Raw genomic sequence first — 17530 nt, forward strand, 5'->3', positions numbered from 1 at the left:
CAGATGAATATTTTTTTCTGCCCATTGAAACGCAAAACCCCTAATCATTGGATGTCCAACTTTCGGGGTTCACTTCATTTTGGGTGGCCTCTTGCTATTGCAGGTGTAATCTTACTTTCTTTTGTTATGCGGTTTTGGTGCGGATCAGATAGTCAAACGAGCTCAGCGACGCCTTCGCCCCTTCGCCAGTGGCGATGATGATCTGTTTGTACGGTACGGTCGTACAGTCACCCGCCGCAAACACGCCTTTTACGCTGGTTTCACACTTCGCATCAATGATGATTTCGCCCATGCGGTTGCGCTCAATCGCACCTTCCAGCCAGGTGGTATTCGGCAGCAGACCAATCTGTACGAAGATCCCGGAAAGCTGAACGTTATGCACATCGCCACTCACACGGTCACGGTATTCCAGCCCGGTGACTTTACTGCCGTCACCCTTCACTTCCGTGGTCTGTGCATTCAGTACGATGTCGACGTTTTTCAGGCTGCGCACTTTATCCTGCAGCACCTGGTCCGCTTTCATTTCTGGCGCGAACTCAAGCAGAGTCACATGTTCAACAATACCGGCCAGGTCAATAGCCGCTTCCACGCCAGAGTTACCTCCGCCGATCACCGCCACACGTTTACCTTTGAACAGTGGGCCATCGCAGTGAGGACAATAGGTCACGCCTTTGGTGCGATACTGATCTTCTCCCGGGACGTTCATATTGCGCCATTTTGCACCGGTAGCAATGATGATGCTGCGTGCCTTCAATACCGCGCCGGAGGCCGTTTCAATCTGGTGTAAACCGCCTTCTACAGCTGCCGGAACCAGTTTGCTGGCGCTCTGGCTGTCAATCACATCTACGGCATAGTCGCTGACGTGCGCCTTCAGTGCGCCAGCCAGTTTCTGACCTTCGGTTTTCGGTACCGAGATATAGTTTTCGATGTCCACCGTATCCAGAACCTGACCACCAAAGCGCTCGCCCATCAGACCGGTACGAATCCCTTTACGGGCAGAGTAAACCGCCGCTGCCGCACCCGCAGGGCCGGAGCCGACAATCAGGACGTCGTAAGCCTCGCGTTTATTCAGCTCTTCTGCCGCACGTTTTTCAGCGCCAGTGTCCACTTTGGCAACGATTTCGGTGAGCGTCATGCGACCCTGACCAAATTCTTTACCGTTCATATATACAGCCGGAACCCCCATCACGTTGCGATCGGTGATTTCGTTCTGGAACGTACCACCGTCAATCGCCGTGTGTTTGATACGCGGGTTCAGAACCGACATCAGGTTCAGCGCCTGCACCACATCCGGGCAATTGTGGCAGGAGAGTGAATAATAAGTTTCAAACTCAAAATCACCGTCGATATCACGGATCTGTTCCAGCAGCGCCTGCGCTTCTTTTGACGGATGACCGCCAGTCCACAGCAGTGCCAGCACCAGCGACGTAAATTCATGCCCCAGCGGAGAACCGGCAAAGCGCGGCCCCTGGTCTGAACCTGGGTTGGTAATCAGGAAAGATGGCTTGCGAACGGCACGCGCATTATCTTCTTTGAAAGTCACTTTCGGTGACAGTTCAGCGATCTCTGTCAGCAGTTCCTTGATCTCTGCCGATTTCGCGCTGTCATCCAGCGTGGCAATCAGCTCAACAGGTTTGGTCAGTTTCTCAAGGTACGCCTTGAGCTGGGTTTTCATGTTAGTGTCGAGCATTATTCTTCCCTCTCTTAAAACGTCATCATGCAAGCTGCCTTATACAGGCGGCCTGAATGCAACTTGCATCATGGTGCTGGAATGAAATGGGCGCGGGTGCGCCCATTGAGTGGACAAGACTTAGATTTTACCGACCAGGTCCAGGGATGGAGCCAGAGTCGCTTCGCCTTCTTTCCATTTTGCCGGGCACACTTCGCCTGGGTGAGACGCTACATACTGAGCAGCTTTCACTTTACGCAGCAGGTCAGAAGCATCACGGCCGATACCTTCAGCGGTAACTTCGATAGCCTGAATAATACCCTGCGGGTCAACGACGAAGGTCGCACGGTCAGCCAGGCCTTCATCTTCACGCATGTTGTCGAAGTTACGGGTCAGGGCGCCAGTCGGGTCGCCGATCATCGCGTATTTGATTTTCGCGATGGTTTCAGAGCTGCTGTGCCATGCTTTATGAGTGAAGTGAGTGTCAGTAGACACAGAGTAAACGTCTACGCCCAGCTTCTGCAGTTCGTCGTAATGGTCTGCAACGTCACCCAGTTCGGTCGGGCAAACAAAAGTAAAGTCAGCCGGATAGAAGAAGAACACGCTCCAGCGACCTTCGGTATCTTTCTCAGTGACTTCAATGAATTCACCGTTTTTGAACGCCTGGTTTTTGAAAGGTTTAATTTTGGTATTAATCAAAGACATCTGTACTTCCTCCGTGTTTTCGTTGAGAAGTAAGGTAACCAACTTTGCTCATCGGGGCTAATGCGTTTGCGTTATCAAATCAATCAGCGATACCTAACAACACCAACAAGACAATAAGGTGAACCTTTTAAAGGAAACGCCAAAAGTAAAAAGGCCGCCTCAACGGGCGGCCCTGATACCTGAATTCCCCGCGGGTACATTCAGTGCCAGCCGAAACTGGCGTTGCGTTGCGCTCTACAACCCTTTATATCAAGGCAGTAACAGCGGCTTGATTACACCATCCGTGCAGGTATTGGGCAATCCATAAGAGCGACATTCCTGTCTATGGCTGCAATAGGTTACGCCTAACATCATTCCGGCGCGTTATACATTTATTTCCATGATAAAAATATCGTCATTCATAAATGACAACTGTTATTTAAAACAACCACCTTAACTTCTAAGATAAAATTATCTTAATCACTTTTGAAGTGCTATTTCAATAATCTGACACCGTGATATATTAAGATGAGTTTAAATTAAAATTAAGAGCGTTAGCCACAAGAATTGTAAATGGTTAACTTCAAACTATAGTTATCAGTGATGTGATAACCATAGCAAACACAGCATCCTCAGGACGAAACATGGCAAACCTCTACGACCTTAAAAAATTCGACCTTAATCTGTTAGTTATTTTTGAGTGCATTTATCAACATCTGAGTATCAGTAAAGCGGCCGAGACGCTCTATATCACGCCGTCCGCGGTAAGCCAGTCGCTGCAACGTTTACGAGGTCAACTTAACGACCCGCTATTTATCCGTTCCGGTAAAGGGATCACCCCGACCACCGTTGGCGTCAATCTGCATCAACATCTGGAGCAAAATCTTAATCAGCTCGAGCAGACCATTAACATGATGCACAGCAGTGGGCTAAAGAAGAGTTTTGTGATCTACTGTCCGCAGGTATTGAGCACACAAATCATGCTTGGCCCGATGAAACTGCTCATGGATAAGTATAATTATGAAGTTGAATTACATGATGTTTTTCTTGCTCCTGATTCAGCAGAAGATCTCCTGGCCTACCGAAAAGCGGACCTGGTTTTTTCGTTTACACCCTTAAATAGCCGCTCCATCACCTGCAATCGGTTTTCTCAACTTCCTTTCGTTCTTGTGTGTCGGGCGGATCATCCGCGCATCAGCGAAAATCCGACGTGCGAAGAGATTCTCAATGAAAACTTCACCGCCTACCTGAGCGATGCGAGCAGCGTTAAAGCCTATCAGGAACAGGTCGACCGCTTTTTAATGGAAAGAAATATTGTCTTTCGTAGTGACTCTTTTATTTCGCTTCTGACGATGATCAGTTCATCCGACCTCATTGGAATAGCGCCAGTTGCGGCCTTTGAACAATATGGTTCCGCACTGAAATTACGTAAAATCGAAACCGACATCCAATTCCCAGGCATTGATATTTACATGATGTATAATCGTTCTGCGTTAAACAGTTCGGCATTCGCGAGTTTCATTGAGGAAATACCCTTGCCATGAGATTTTTTCGTGGCTCCGGCATAAAATTCGGAGCCACAAGCGTTCAAAAACATACACCGTCGTTATATAAATAAACGCTTTTATTTTTTTACATTCATTTATTTTTTTGACTGATACAATCCTTCCCCCAGTCTTGACACTAACGTCTGGTATTTATTACTCAGGATGAGAATAACCATGTCAATTTATAAATCTCCTCTTAACCAGGATGTTCTCACTGCAGCTCAGGAGCGAATAAAATGGACTCTCGAGCATTTACCCAGGACCTGCGTCTCTTTTTCAGGGGGTAAAGACTCCACCGTCATGCTGCATCTTGTTGCCCGGCAGGCACGTGTGATGAAAACCAAAATAGATGTGCTCTTTATCGACTGGGAAGCACAATTTTCCCATACCATCACCCATGTTGAACATATCCGCGAACTGTACAGCGATGTTATTGACCATTTCTGGTGGGTGGCACTTCCCCTGACAACGCAAAATTCGCTGTCACAATTCCAGCCGGAATGGCAATGCTGGGAGCCCGGTACCCGTTGGGTTCGCCAGCCGCCAGAAGATGCGATAACCGATCCCGACTATTTTCCTTTCTACCAGCCAGGAATGACGTTTGAAACCTTTGTTCGCAGTTTCTCCGACTGGTATTCAGGTTATCGCCCGGCAGCCGTGCTGATTGGTATTCGCGCCGATGAGTCATACAACCGTTTTCTGGCTATCGCTTCGGCACGTAAGCAGCGGTTTGCAGATGATAAACCCTGGACGACCGTCGCGCCGGGTGGACACGCCTGGTATATCTACCCTCTCTACGACTGGAAAACCGCCGATATCTGGACCTGGTTCGCCAAATCGGGATGTTGTTATAACCCACTCTATGACCTGATGTTCCAGGCTGGGGTGCCGCCTCGCTATATGCGCATCTGTGAACCCTTCGGCCCGGAGCAACGCCAGGGGTTGTGGCTCTACCATGTTGTTGAGCCTGAACGCTGGGCGGCCATGTGTGAGCGGGTGAGCGGCGTGCGCAGTGGGGGGATCTATGCCGGCCACGATAACCATTTTTATGGTCACAGGAAAATCCTCAAACCCGAACACCTTTGCTGGCGCGAATATGCCATGCTGCTACTCGACAGCATGCCGCAAAATACAGCAGAACATTACCGCAATAAAATCGCCATTTACCTGCACTGGTATCAGAAGAGGGGCATGGCCGATATTCCCGATACGCAGGACGGTGATATCGGCTCCAGAGACATCCCTTCATGGCGCCGTATCTGCAAAGTTTTACTCAATAACGATTACTGGTGCAGGGCGCTGTCATTCAGCCCTAATAAGCCCAGGTATTATCAACGCTACAGCGACAGAATGAAGACTAAACGCAAGGAGTGGGGCATTTTATGCGACAAAGAATAATCACCGAGATGGAAGCGTATCTGCAGTCACTTACTGAAGAGGAGCGAATTAATGCCATAAATGCATTTCGTGAAGCAATACATCGAAACAGCCCTTTTCGCGAGCAACCTATAGACTGTGTCCTCTGGATCAGGCAGGACGCGATTACCGCCAACGATTACAACCCCAATAATGTTGCCCCTCCTGAAAAGCGGTTGCTCAGTCAATCGCTGGAACTTGATGGATTCACCCAGCCCATCGTGGTAACAGAAAGTGAACCACAGCACTACGAAATCGTAGATGGTTTTCATCGCCATGAAATTGGTACCCATCGGGCAGCGCTAAAGCATCAACTCAAGGGGTATCTACCCGTCACCTGCCTGCGCCAGGACCGACAGGGTAAAAATGACCGCATGGCCGCAACCATTCGTCACAACCGGGCGCGTGGTCGACACCAGATCAATGCCATGTCAGACATCGTCCGTGAACTGGCACAGCTTGGCTGGAATGATGAGAGAATTGGCAAAGAGCTTGGTATGGACAGCGACGAGGTCCTGCGTCTCAAGCAAATCAACGGTCTACTGGAACTGTTTGCAGACCGTCGTTACTCAGAAGCCTGGACGGTAAAATAATCAGAGTGTGTTCAGGCGCTCTGCCGCCGCCAGTAGCGTCGATTCCTGCTTTGCAAAGCAAAGGCGGATAAGTTTATGCGGGAAGGGATCGGCGCAGAAAACCGACAGAGGAATGGCGGCCACACCCACTTCTTTTGTCAACCACTGGCAGAAACTCACATCATCCAGATCCGAAATAGCACTGTAATCTGCCAGCAGGAAGTACGTGCCTTCAGACGGCAAAATTTCCAGACGGCTTTTACTCAGCGCATTCACAAACAGATCCCGACGTCCACGATAGAAATCGGGCAGGTCGCGATAATGCTCTGGTTCTGCTCGCAGCATATCCGCCAGTGCCAGTTGAGCCGGCGTGTTCACAGCAAACGTCAGGTACTGGTGCACTTTACGCAATTCAGCACTGATGGCTGCCGGTGCCACGCAGTAGCCCACTTTCCAGCCGGTCATATGGTAAGTTTTACCGAACGACGAGACAGCGATCGCCCGCTCACGAAGCTGCGGATGGGCCAGTACGCTGGCGTGACCTTCTTCTGCAAAACAGATATGCTCGTAAACCTCATCGCTCAGCACGTAAATTTCACGGTCACCAATGGCCTGCCACAGTGCCGCGAAATCAGCTTTCTGCCACACCGTCGCAGACGGGTTATGCGGTGTATTCAGGATCACCAGGCGGGTTTTGTCGCTCAGCAGCGCGGCGAACGTCTGCCAGTCAGGGCGGAAATACGGTGGCTGAAGCGCCACGCGTTTCACCACGCCGCCGGAAAGTTCAACCGCAGGCGCATAGCTGTCGTAGCTCGGATCAAAGCAGATAACCTCATCGCCCGTACGCACCAGCGCGGTAATGGCCGCATACAGCGCTTCTGTCGCCCCTGCCGTTACCGTAATGTCACTGGCCGCATCGGGTTTATAGCCATATAACTCAGCCGTTTTGTCCGCAATAGCCTCCCGCAGCGCCTGCACGCCCGTCATCGGCGCATATTGATTCGCCCCCTGTGCAACATGGTACGCCAGACGCTCCTGCAGATAAGCCGGGCCGTCAAAATCCGGGAACCCTTGCGAAAGATTAATGGCGTTATGTTGCTGCGCCAGGGCACTCATCTGCGTGAAGATGGTGGTGCCAAGATTGGGAAGTTTACTCTGCGGAATCAATGCGTTGTTGCTCATTGTAGTGTGCCTGCTTGTAATACTTATGTTGCTGCCACTATAACACGATGTTAGTCTTTGGCAATCAAGACGCTTAGACGTCTAAACCATATCAATATTCCTGTCCGGGAGGGCAAAAGGAAAATGACAGACAACCTGCAACTCACACACCTGGTCGATGCCTGCCGCTGGATTGGCGCCAAAGGCTGGGCGCCCGCAACCGGCGGCAATATGTCGGTGCGTCAGGATGCGCAGCTTTGCTGGCTCAGTGAGTCCGGCAAAGATAAAGGCAGCCTCACCACAGACGATTTTTTGCAGGTGGAGATCGCCACCAATCGCGCACCGTCAGGCCGTAAGCCGTCAGCAGAAACCGGCCTCCATACGCTGATTTACCGCCTGTTTCCGGAGGCCAACGCGGTCCTGCATGTCCACACCGTCAACGCCACGGTGTTATCCCGTCTGGTCAAAGAAGCCGAACTGAAAATCAGTGGCTTCGAGATGCAAAAATCCCTTACCGGGCAGACCTCACATCTGGATACGGTCGCTATCCCGGTGTTTGATAACGTCCAGGATATTGACGCCCTCGCCTCGCGAATCGCCCATTACGCTCAGGAACACCCGCTTAATTATGGTTTTCTTCTGCGCGGCCATGGCTTAACCTGCTGGGGACGTGACGTGGCCGAAGCCCGCCGTCATCTGGAAGGACTAGAATTCCTTTTTGAATGCGAAATGCGTTTACGACAACTGGAGAGAGTATGATTCGCGCAATTGTGACGGATATTGAAGGCACCACCAGCGATATCCATTTTGTCCATGATGTTTTGTTCCCCTACGCGCGTGAACGACTGGCGGCCTTCGTGACTGCCCAGCAGTACGCCGAGCCGGTCAACTCCATTCTGGACAATCTGCGTGATGAAATCAGAAACCCGCGCGCCAGCACCAGCGAGCTTATCGACGCCCTGTTTGCTTTTATGGATGAAGACCGCAAATCAACCGCGCTGAAGGCCCTGCAAGGCATCATCTGGCACGACGGCTATGTGAACGGTGATTTTACCGGTCACCTCTACCCGGACGTACTGCCTGCGCTGGAAAAATGGAAAGCACAAGGCATTGATCTCTATGTTTATTCCTCTGGCTCCGTTGCTGCGCAGAAACTGTTATTTGGCTACAGCGACGAAGGTGATATTACTCATCTGTTCAGCGGCTATTTTGATACCCACATCGGTGCCAAGCGCGACGTGCAGTCTTATCAGAACATTGCGGCGCAAACGGGCATTGCCCCGTCGCAGATCCTGTTCCTGTCGGATATTCATCAGGAGCTGGACGCCGCTGAACAGGCAGGTTTTCGCACCCTGCAACTGATTCGTGGTGATGATGACGGCGCAAGCCATCACCATCAGGTTCACCAGTTCGATGAGATTAACCCGGAGCAGGTCCCTTCATGAGCGCATTAACCATTTATTCCGATAAAGACGCCAGCCAACACCAGTGGCACAGCACCAACGCAACCGAGATCGCCCAACAGCTCAACGCTAAAGGTGTGCGGTTTGAACGCTGGGCAGCGGATCGCGATTTAGGCCAGGATCCTGCGCCCGAGACCGTGATCGAGGCGTATCAGCATGCCATCGACAAACTGGTGGCGGAAAAAGGCTATCAGAGCTGGGATGTGATCAGCCTGCGTGCCGATAATCCACAAAAAGAGGCACTGCGCGCGAAGTTCCTGAATGAACACACCCACGGCGAAGATGAAGTGCGTTTCTTTGTAGAAGGTGCCGGGTTGTTCTGCCTGCACATTGGCGATGAGGTGTATCAGGTGCTGTGCGAAAAAAACGACCTGATTTCCGTGCCAGCAGGTACACCGCACTGGTTTGATATGGGTTCAGAGCCGAACTTTACGGCGATCCGTATTTTCGATAACCCGGAAGGCTGGATTGCGCAGTTTACCGGGGATTCGATCGCGGATGCGTATCCGAAACTCGCGTAATCATTTCTCCCTCTCCCAGTGGGCTGAGGGATCCCCACAAAATAACACCAGCACGGACGACCCCCTCTCCCGTTGGGAGAGGGCTGGGGTGAGGGCAACAAGCCGTATGGCACCTTTCTTTGCCTGAACATTCATTAAAGACTCCCAATAATCCTCTGCACATCCGCCCCCACCAACCTCGCCAGATGCACAAACTCCACCACATCTAATCTGCGTTCACCGTTTTCCACTTTAGCAATGAATGACTGCGGCTTGCCCAACGCTTCCGCAAGCTGCGCCTGAGTAATTCCTTTCTCTTTACGGGCTTTCTTCAAGGCATTGATAACACGCTGATATTCATCTGAGTAAACTGAGGCCATTGTTCCGATTCCATACAAATATCCTGAAATCGAATATCCTCTTGTTGTGTTTTTATCCCAAAACAGGATAATTGTACGCGTAACGAACATACGTAAGGAGGACATAATGCACCATCAGAACTGGCATCCTGCCGATATCATCGCCGCACTTAAGAAACATGGAACAAGCCTGGCAGCGCTATCTCGCAAGGCTGGTCTTTCCTCATCCACACTGGCAAACGCGCTTACCCGACCATGGCCTAAAGGAGAATGGATTATCGCTCAGGCGCTCAACATTCCCCCGGATGTGATATGGCCGGAAAGGTACTTCGATGAAAAGGGAGAGCCAATATTTCGTCAGATGAGAACGACAAGGAAAAGAAACGTATCTTTGACATGATCAACGCGTTTCCCCCTCACCCCAACCCTCTCCCTCAAGGGAGAGGGGGTCTAAGAGCGCTACACCTTCAGCCCCTTCACATACGCCAGCAGCTGATCCAGCACAATCCCCCACCCTTCGTGGAACCCCATCTGTTCATGCTGTTCACGGATTTCCGCCGTGGGATGGCGGGCAATCGCGGTGTAACGGGTTTTGCCCTCTCCCGCATCTTCCAGCAGCAGGATTGCGGTCATAAAGGGTTTTTCAGCCGGTTTCCAGTCCTCGGTGTAGCCATCGGTGAAGACCAGTTTCCTGCCCGGGTCGATCTCCAGAAAGACGCCCTTGTTATCCATCCGTTGTCCATCCACCTCAAAGACCGTGTTGAACCGTCCGCCCACGCGCAGGTCGAGGTCGCATTCGGTCACTTTATGAGGGACAGGGATAAAGAAATTTTTGATATGTTCCGGTGTGGTCCAGCAGAGCCACAGCAGGTCGCGTGGTGCATCCACCACGCGTTCCAGTTTTAGGTCAGTGTTAGGATCAAGCTTCACGATTCTGTCCTCTAAGGGGAAACCCTTAAAGGATAGCCAGGCTCAGGCGAATTTCCCCTTTGCCACATCCTCTGGCGTCACTACGCCGGTATCCAGCACCCATCCACTAATAAGCGATGCAGGTGTAACGTCAAACGCCGGGTTATAAACCCGTGCGTTTTCCGGTGCCCACTGCACCGCGCCAAAACTTCCCGCCACGCCCGTCACTTCGCTGGCGGCGCGTTGTTCTATTGGGATAGCTTCGCCGTTTGGGCAATCCGGGTCGAGCGTGGTTTGCGGAGCGGCCACATAGAACGGAATGCCGTGGAATTTCGCCAGCACCGCCAGGGAATATGTGCCGATTTTGTTCGCCACATCGCCGTTGGCGGCAATGCGGTCTGCACCTACCCAAACGGCATCGACCTGGCCTTTTGCCATCAGACTCGCGGCCATGGAATCGGTAATCAGCTGATACGGTACTCCCAGCTCACCCAACTCCCATGCGGTCAACCTTCCGCCTTGCAACAGAGGACGCGTTTCATCCACCCAGACGTTGCTTATATTGCCTTCCTGATGGGCGCGGGCAATCACCCCAAGCGCCGTACCGACGCCCGCCGTTGCCAGCCCACCGGTGTTGCAGTGGGTCAGCAGGCGGCTGCCGGGTTTAACCAACGCGCTACCGGCTTTCGCAATGGCGTCGCAAAGCTGTTTATCTTCGTCGATCAGACGCAGTGCTTCCGCCACCAGCGCCGGAACAAAATCTTCCTGCCATAGCGCCAGCTTCATGCGGTCGAGGTTGTTCATCAGGTTGACTGCCGTCGGGCGGGAGGCGCGCAGTGTCTCCAGCGCCACGGCCAGTTCGTCGCGGCTTTTACCATTTTCCGCCAGCAGCGCCAGCAGCAGACTTGCAGAAAGACCGATCAGTGGTGCGCCGCGCACCCGCAGGGCGTGAATATGCCCCACCAGCGACGCTACCGTAGAGGCGTCCAGCCAGCGTTTCTCCTGTGGAAGCGCCTGCTGATCGAGAATAAATAGCTGATTTTCCGCCACCCGCAGGCTGGTCGTCTGTAATGTCTGCATGTCGTTAATTCTCTGTTGCGTTGATGTAGCACATTGTGTCAGGATGAAATCCAGAAGTATAGACGTCTACATGTCTTTATTAGCAAACCCGTGAGGAGCAGCAATGTCGCAATACCGTACCTTTACCGCCCACGATGCTGTGGAGTATGCAAAGCAGTTTGGTGGTCTTGATAACCCCTCATCGCTGGTAGAGGCACAGGAAGTGGGCGACGGTAACCTCAATCTGGTGTTCAAAATCTTTGATACCGCAGGTGTTAGCCGCATTATCGTCAAGCAAGCGCTGCCGTACGTGCGCTGTGTTGGCGAATCCTGGCCACTGACGCTGGATCGCGCCCGTCTTGAAGCGCAAACCCTGGTCGAGCACTATCAGCACAGCCCTCAGCACACCGTTAAAATTCACCACTTTGACCCGGCACTGGCGGTAATGGTGATGGAAGATCTCTCCAGCCATAACATCTGGCGCGGTGAGCTGATTAATAACCGCTACTACCCGCAGGCTGCGCGCCAACTGGGGGAATATCTCGCGCACACCCTGTTCCACACCAGCGACTTTTATCTGCACCCGCATGATAAAAAAGCGCAGGTGGCGAAGTTCATTAACCCGGAGATGTGCGAAATCACTGAAGCTCTGTTCTTCAACGATCCGTACCAGATCCACGAGCGCAACAACTACCCTGCCGAGCTGGAAAACGACGTTGCTGCTCTGCGTGACGACGCTCAGTTAAAAATCGCGGTGGCTTCGCTCAAGCACCGTTTCTTCTCTCATGCTGAAGCGCTGCTGCACGGCGATATTCACAGCGGCTCTATCTTCGTGGCGGACGGAAGCCTGAAAGCTATCGATGCGGAATTTGGCTATTACGGCCCGATTGGCTTTGATATCGGTACCGCTATCGGCAACCTGCTGCTGAACTTCTGTGGCCTGCCGGGGCATCTGGGTATTCGCGATGCCGCTGCCGCCCGCGAGCAGCGTCTGACAGATATTCAGGAGCTGTGGACGACCTTCGCTGAACGCTTCCAGACGCTGGCACACGAGAAAACCCGCGACACCGCGCTCAGCGCACCGGGTTACGCCTCCGCGTTCCTCAAAAAGGTCTGGCATGACACCATCGGGTTCTGCGGCACCGAGTTGATTCGCCGTAGCGTCGGGCTTTCCCACGTGGCGGATATCGACACCATTCAGGACGACGCCATGCGCCACGAATGCCTGCGCCACGCCATTACGCTCGGCAGAGCGTTGATTGTGCTTGCCGACCGCATCGACAGCGTGGAAGAACTGGTGGCAAGAGTGCGTCAGTACAGCTAAGTTTCTCCCTCTCCCCACAGGGAGAGGGTCAAAACCTACCCCAGATACTCAATCACCGACAACCCGCCGTTATAATCCGTGCTGTAGATAATTCCCTGCGCATCCACGAACACATCGCAGGACTGGATCACCTGCGGGCGATTCGGCCGCGTATCCATCATCCTCTCCGGTGCCGCGGGCACCAGCGCGCCCGTTTCCACCGGGCGATACGGATTGGAAATGTCATACGCACGCACGCCCGCATTCTGGTACGTGGCAAAAATCAGCGTTGAACTGACAAAGCTCCCCGGCCGGTTTTCATGCAGGTTATGCGGGCCGAAGTGCGCCCCTTTCGCCACGTAATCAATCTCATCCGGTTGCGGGAAAGTCGAAATACTCACAGGGTTCGCTGGCTCGCGAATATCAAACAACCAGATCAGCTTCTCACCATCTTCCTGGTTATCCAACACCGCTTCGTCGAGCACCACCAGCAGATCGCGGTCCGGCAACGGCAGCGCGGTGTGGGTGCCGCCACCAAACGGCGGGCTCCAGTTACGGTGGCTAATCAGCTTCGGCCGGGTGCGGTCTTTCACATCCAGCAATGTCAGCCCACCATCACGCCAGCTGCCATACGCTGTATCTCCGGCGATAATCGCGTGGTGCAGCGCGTAGCGTTTTCCTTTCGGCCACTCCGGCTGCTCGCCTTCGGCCTGGTTCATCCCCGGCAGCCACCAGCGCCCCGCTACCTCGGGTTTGCGTGGATCGGCCAGATCGATGGTCAGGAAGATATAATCGGTAAAACCGTCGATCAGCGCCGAGACGTAAGCCCAGCGCCCGCCGACGTACCAGATGCGGTGAATGCCGATACCGTTCAGTGACAGAAACCCGATTTCGCGCGGCGTGTCCGGCGTGGAGATATCAAATACCCGCAGCCCGGCGCTCCAGCCTTTATCCCGTACATCGCTGACGGTCTCCCCCACCTGACGGGTGTAGTAGACCTTTTCGTCGGCGAAACGGGCATCGGCAAACAGATCGCGGGCGTTAATCACCAGCAGCAGGTCGTCATGTGCCTGCAAATGAACGTTCCAGGTGCCCGGCGGCGCAGGCACGTAGCCTGCGGCTTTTGGATTTTTCGGGTCACGCACGTCCACAATCGAAAACCCTTGCGACACCATATGGCCAATATAGGCAAAACCGCGATGCACCATCAGTTGCACGCCGTCCGGGCGACCGCCCTGGTCGCTATGGCCAATCAGCCGCATATTGCGGCTGTATTCAGGCGTGGGCAGCACACTCATTTATGTTTCGCTTCCAGCGTCGCAAACCACGGCGCGATAAAATCTTCGGTCTGACCCCAGCCCGGAATAATTTTCCCCAGAGACGCCACATTCACCGCGCCCGGCTGGGCGGTCAGCAGCGCCTGCGGGATCGCCGCAGCTTTGAAGTCATAGGTTGCTGGTGTCGCTTCCCCGGCAATCTTGTTCGCTACCAGACGCACGTTAGTGGCGCCAATCAGCTTCGGATCGACTGCCACGCTCACTTTCCACGGGCTTCCCGGCTCACGCATCAGCTGGAGATCCTGGTTAGAAATGTCGATGCTGTAGAGTTTGATTTCGGTGCGGCCATTCTCTTTCAGGGCCTTATATGCGCCCTGGCTGAACGCATCCCAGGTTCCCCAGATGGCGTCGATTTTGCCTTTCGGGTATTTCGCCAGAATCGCACCCACTTTGTTGGCCGTATCGCCCTGCACGTCAGAAGACACTGCGCCAATGGATTCCAGCTCTTTGATATCCGGGTACTGCTTTTGCAACTCTTTATACGCGGCTTGACGGCGTTCCATTGGCGGGAAGCCGGCAACCCACAGCTTGACGATGTTGGCCTTGCCGTTGAAATCTTTCGCCAGCTGGCCGAAGGAGAGATTCGTCAGGGAGGCATCATCCTGCTGGGTGACGGTCACGCCAGGGATCTCGCCGTTAACGGCGGTATCAAATACCGAAACCTTAATCCCGGCATCCACCGCTTTCTTCACCAGCGCCGTCGAATACGGGTCACGGCCCTGAGAGAGAATGATCCCGTCATACTTCTGGCTAATCGCCTGGTTCACAAAGTCCTGGAATTTGGCGTCATCACCGTTACTTAAAAAGGTGCTGACCTTAAAGCCGAGCTTTTTCCCTTCCTGAATGGCACCGGCGACAAACTGCGTGGTGTTGTCATCGGAGCCGAGGTTGCGGATCACCGCAATGCGGATCGGGCCTTCGTGGTTCGCAATGGCAGCCGGAACTGGCGCTGGCGTCGCCGCATAGCCAGGCAGTGCAGTCAATAACCCTAATGCCACCAAAGAGAGTGTGATTTTTTTCATTCTGTTATCCCGTTGTGTTGTTATAAATCGTTAGCGTTTTTGTATGTAGGTAATCGCCAGCGCCACGGCGAGCACCAGCCCTTTTATTATGTCCATGGCGTAATACGGTACCGACAGCATCACCAGGCCGTTCGACAGCACGCCGAGGATCACCGCCCCAACCAGCGTCCCGAGCGCGTTCGGTTTGCCGGAGCCTGCCAGCGAGAATCCAATCCACGCGGCCGCCACCGCATCCATCAGATAGCCGCCGCCCGCATTCACCTGCGACGAGCCAATGCGTGACGCCAGCAAAATGCCGCCGAGTCCGGCCAGCAGCGAAGCAATCACATAAGCCGCCACCTTGTAACGCGTGGTGCGAATACCAGAGAGACGCGCCGCTTCCGGGTTACCCCCGATGGCATACATGCGGCGACCGTGGGTGGTCAGTGAAAGGCCAAGCTGAGCCACAATGGTCACCACCAGCATAATGATCACGATGGTTGGTACCTGCCCCAGCAGGCTGAACGTCGCCGGAATGGTTCCTTCCGCCATGTCGCCGCTCGGCAGCACCATGTTCTCAGTGATCGACCCGCCATAGCTGTAGGTCATCGCGACCCCCTGAATCACAAACAGGCTGGCAAGCGTAGCAAGCATGTCCGGAATTCGCAGGATGACGATCAGAAAGGCGTTGAACAGCCCCACCAGCGTACAGAGCGCAAGGGTGATCAGAATCGACTCGGTGGTGCCGAAGCCGTGCCAGACGAAAAGCGAAATCACCAGTGCGTTCGCCAGCGACGCCGTTGACCCAACGGAGAGATCAAACCCGCCGACGGTCAGCGAAATCGACACGCCAATGGCAATCACCGTCACGATGGCAATCGAGCGCAGAATGTTGATGATGTTGTTCGGATCAAGGAAGCTGTCCGACGCCAGGCCAAAGACGGCCACCAGCGCGACAACGGTCAGCAACATGCCCCACTTGTAGAGAAAATCGAAAATCTGCTGACGGCCAGACACCGCCGCGTTCACTGAAAGGGCCTTGCTCACGACGCCGTTCCTCCGGTTGAATAATAAAGTAGTGTCTCTTCGCGGGCCTCGGCCCCGGCGATTTCCGCCACGATACGGCCGTCCCACAGCACGCAGATGCGGTCACACAATCCCACCAGCTCGGCAAATTCACCGGAGGCATAAATGACCCCTTTGCCCTCGCGCGCCAGACCGTCAATGAGCTGGAACAGGTCGGTTTTGGCTTTCACATCCACACCTTTGGTCGGCTCGTCGAATATCAGCACGCTGGCGTCATTGCGCAGCCACTTGCCGATGGCGATCTTCTGCTGGTTCCCGCCAGACAAGCGGCGCAACATCTGCCCCGGCCCGCGCGCTCGTACGCCTACGCGGGCAATCACCTCTTCCGCCCAGCGCCACGCCTGGCGATGGCCAAACAGGCTCCAGCGCGAAAAAGAGTTATCCGCCGTCACCGACAGATTCATGCTTATCGGCTCATCAATAAAGATGCCTTCTTTGCGTCGTTCTTCCGGCACCAGCGCCAGACCGCGCAGTACCGAATCTGCCGGGTCACGCGGCTGCCAGGCTTCATGATTCAGCTCACCGCGCGCCACGCGGCTTTTGCTGGCGCCAAACAGTGCCTTGCAGAGTTCGGTCTTGCCTGCGCCCGCCAGCCCCGCAATGCCGAGAATTTCGCCTTTGTGCAGGTGCAGGGAGATATCTTTCAGCAGCGCTTCATCGTGCAATCCTTCAACACGCAGCAAGGTTTCTTCACTGTGTGGAGGCCGCGCAGGCGGGTAGATATCGCTCAGCTCGTGGCCAAGCATTTTCTCGACGATCGCGTCGCCGCTGAGCTCCGCCATCGGGCCAGACTCAATCAGCTTGCCATCCCGCAGCACCGTTAAGGTGTCGCAGATAGCTTTCAGTTCATGAATTCGATGGGAGATAAACACCACGCCAATGCCCTGCTGCTGCAAACGTCTCACTACGGTAAAAAGGCGCTCACTTTCGTGCGTATCCAGCGGGGCGGTGGGTTCATCCAGGATGAGAAAACGACAGTGGTGGGACAGCGCCCGCGCCAGCAAAATCTGCTGCTTCTCGGCCAGCGTGCAACTGTCGATCGTGCGGCGAACATCGAAGGAGACGTCCAGCTGCGCCAGCGCCTGTTTTGCCTGCTGGCGGATAGCCCGCCAGTTGTAGCGGTGTCCCGGCTGCGCAAGCTGGTCGAGCATGATGTTCTCGGCAATACTTAATCCCGGGATCAGCGCCACGTCCACTTCCTGCTGCACCAGGTGAATGCCCAGCCGTTTGGCATCGAGCGGCTCGCGGATTGTCACCGGCTGGTTGTTTATGCAGATCTCGCCTTCATAATGATCGTGCGTCCCACACAACACCGCCATCAGCGTCGATTTTCCTGCACCATTTGCACCGGTTAACGCGTGTACGGTTCCGCCGATCAGCGTGAAATCCACGCGCGACAGCGCCTGAAAGCCAGAAAAGGCCAGGCTGATACCGCGCATCTCAAGGCGACTGGAAACCATCCGC

18 protein-coding genes are annotated in these 17530 nt (G+C 54.1%); 8 read left to right on the forward strand and 10 right to left on the reverse strand.

Translation table 11 applies throughout. The annotated features are described in order from the left end of the window. Positions 1 to 124: 124 nt before the first annotated feature. The gene (gene ahpF / locus V6E55_RS19080) at positions 125 to 1690 is read right to left on the reverse strand and encodes an alkyl hydroperoxide reductase subunit F (protein WP_316943635.1); all 1566 of its coding nucleotides are present in this window, start codon (positions 1688 to 1690) and stop codon (positions 125 to 127) included. Positions 1691 to 1810: 120 nt separating this feature from the next. Next, positions 1811 to 2374, reverse strand: a complete 564-nt coding sequence (gene ahpC / locus V6E55_RS19085; protein ID WP_008501015.1) for an alkyl hydroperoxide reductase subunit C — start codon at positions 2372 to 2374, stop codon at positions 1811 to 1813. Between the two features lie 623 nt (positions 2375 to 2997). Between ahpC and citR the strand changes: the two genes are divergently transcribed. From citR to V6E55_RS19100, 3 genes are all read left to right on the forward strand, one after another. Then, positions 2998 to 3897, forward strand: coding sequence for a DNA-binding transcriptional repressor CitR (citR, locus tag V6E55_RS19090; protein WP_316943637.1), 900 nt, complete (start codon positions 2998 to 3000; stop codon positions 3895 to 3897). Between the two features lie 177 nt (positions 3898 to 4074). Continuing rightward, complete coding sequence (locus tag V6E55_RS19095) at positions 4075 to 5298, forward strand: phosphoadenosine phosphosulfate reductase (protein WP_316943638.1); 1224 nt, start codon at positions 4075 to 4077, stop codon at positions 5296 to 5298. Further along, positions 5283 to 5909, forward strand: a complete 627-nt coding sequence (locus V6E55_RS19100) for an IbrB-like domain-containing protein (protein ID WP_236920021.1) — start codon at positions 5283 to 5285, stop codon at positions 5907 to 5909. Before V6E55_RS19095 ends, V6E55_RS19100 begins: the two co-directional genes overlap by 16 nt. Here the strand turns inward: V6E55_RS19100 and V6E55_RS19105 are convergent, their stop codons facing one another. Beyond that, entirely contained in the window at positions 5910 to 7070 is a 1161-nt protein-coding gene (locus tag V6E55_RS19105) for a pyridoxal phosphate-dependent aminotransferase (protein WP_236920022.1), read from the reverse strand. A 123-nt stretch (positions 7071 to 7193) separates the two neighbouring features. Here V6E55_RS19105 and V6E55_RS19110 point away from each other — a divergent pair, with 123 nt between their 5' ends. From V6E55_RS19110 to V6E55_RS19120, 3 genes are read left to right on the forward strand one after another with little or no spacing between them, the layout of a single operon-like run. Next, on the forward strand, positions 7194 to 7808 hold the full coding sequence (locus V6E55_RS19110; RefSeq protein ID WP_114978079.1) for a methylthioribulose 1-phosphate dehydratase: 615 nt from the start codon (positions 7194 to 7196) through the stop codon (positions 7806 to 7808). Beyond that, positions 7805 to 8494 carry an acireductone synthase gene (gene mtnC, locus V6E55_RS19115; RefSeq protein WP_316943640.1) on the forward strand — a complete coding sequence of 230 codons (690 nt, stop codon included), beginning with the start codon at positions 7805 to 7807 and terminating at the stop codon, positions 8492 to 8494. Before V6E55_RS19110 ends, mtnC begins: the two co-directional genes overlap by 4 nt. Next, entirely contained in the window at positions 8491 to 9033 is a 543-nt protein-coding gene (locus V6E55_RS19120) for a 1,2-dihydroxy-3-keto-5-methylthiopentene dioxygenase (protein WP_236920030.1), read from the forward strand. Before mtnC ends, V6E55_RS19120 begins: the two co-directional genes overlap by 4 nt. 134 nt (positions 9034 to 9167) lie before the next feature. On the opposite strand, the gene V6E55_RS19125 is transcribed toward V6E55_RS19120, so the two are convergent. Continuing rightward, entirely contained in the window at positions 9168 to 9392 is a 225-nt protein-coding gene (locus V6E55_RS19125; protein ID WP_129997125.1) for a helix-turn-helix transcriptional regulator, read from the reverse strand. Positions 9393 to 9498: 106 nt separating this feature from the next. On the opposite strand from V6E55_RS19125, the gene V6E55_RS19130 reads away from it, so the two are divergent. Beyond that, positions 9499 to 9771, forward strand: a complete 273-nt coding sequence (locus V6E55_RS19130) for a helix-turn-helix domain-containing protein (protein WP_114978075.1) — start codon at positions 9499 to 9501, stop codon at positions 9769 to 9771. Positions 9772 to 9830: 59 nt separating this feature from the next. Here the strand turns inward: V6E55_RS19130 and V6E55_RS19135 are convergent, their stop codons facing one another. Together V6E55_RS19135 and mtnA are read right to left on the reverse strand one after the other, a co-directional pair. Next, complete coding sequence (locus V6E55_RS19135; protein ID WP_236920032.1) at positions 9831 to 10301, reverse strand: SRPBCC family protein; 471 nt, start codon at positions 10299 to 10301, stop codon at positions 9831 to 9833. A gap of 42 nt (positions 10302 to 10343) precedes the next feature. Further along, positions 10344 to 11360: an S-methyl-5-thioribose-1-phosphate isomerase gene (gene mtnA, locus V6E55_RS19140; RefSeq protein WP_129996473.1), complete on the reverse strand. Its 1017-nt coding sequence runs from the start codon at positions 11358 to 11360 to the stop codon at positions 10344 to 10346. A 103-nt stretch (positions 11361 to 11463) separates the two neighbouring features. Here mtnA and mtnK point away from each other — a divergent pair, with 103 nt between their 5' ends. Then, positions 11464 to 12663 carry an S-methyl-5-thioribose kinase gene (gene mtnK / locus V6E55_RS19145; protein ID WP_316943643.1) on the forward strand — a complete coding sequence of 400 codons (1200 nt, stop codon included), beginning with the start codon at positions 11464 to 11466 and terminating at the stop codon, positions 12661 to 12663. Positions 12664 to 12698: 35 nt separating this feature from the next. Here mtnK and V6E55_RS19150 read toward each other — a convergent pair whose 3' ends face one another. From V6E55_RS19150 to V6E55_RS19165, 4 genes are read right to left on the reverse strand one after another with little or no spacing between them, the layout of a single operon-like run. After that, positions 12699 to 13940, reverse strand: coding sequence for an LVIVD repeat-containing protein (locus tag V6E55_RS19150; RefSeq protein WP_236920034.1), 1242 nt, complete (start codon positions 13938 to 13940; stop codon positions 12699 to 12701). Continuing rightward, positions 13937 to 15001, reverse strand: coding sequence for a sugar ABC transporter substrate-binding protein (locus V6E55_RS19155; RefSeq protein ID WP_236920035.1), 1065 nt, complete (start codon positions 14999 to 15001; stop codon positions 13937 to 13939). The genes V6E55_RS19150 and V6E55_RS19155 overlap by 4 nt, the downstream gene beginning before the upstream one ends. 30 nt (positions 15002 to 15031) lie before the next feature. Next, a complete protein-coding gene (locus tag V6E55_RS19160; protein ID WP_236920036.1) occupies positions 15032 to 16027 on the reverse strand; it encodes an ABC transporter permease in 996 nt (331 codons plus the stop codon). Then, positions 16024 to 17526, reverse strand: a complete 1503-nt coding sequence (locus V6E55_RS19165) for a sugar ABC transporter ATP-binding protein (protein ID WP_236920037.1) — start codon at positions 17524 to 17526, stop codon at positions 16024 to 16026. The genes V6E55_RS19160 and V6E55_RS19165 overlap by 4 nt, the downstream gene beginning before the upstream one ends. Between the last annotated feature and the right edge of the window lie 4 nt (positions 17527 to 17530).

The sequence above is a fragment of the Enterobacter sp. 342 genome (genome assembly GCF_036663495.1).
In the GTDB taxonomy this organism is placed as follows: Bacteria; Pseudomonadota; Gammaproteobacteria; order Enterobacterales; family Enterobacteriaceae; genus Enterobacter.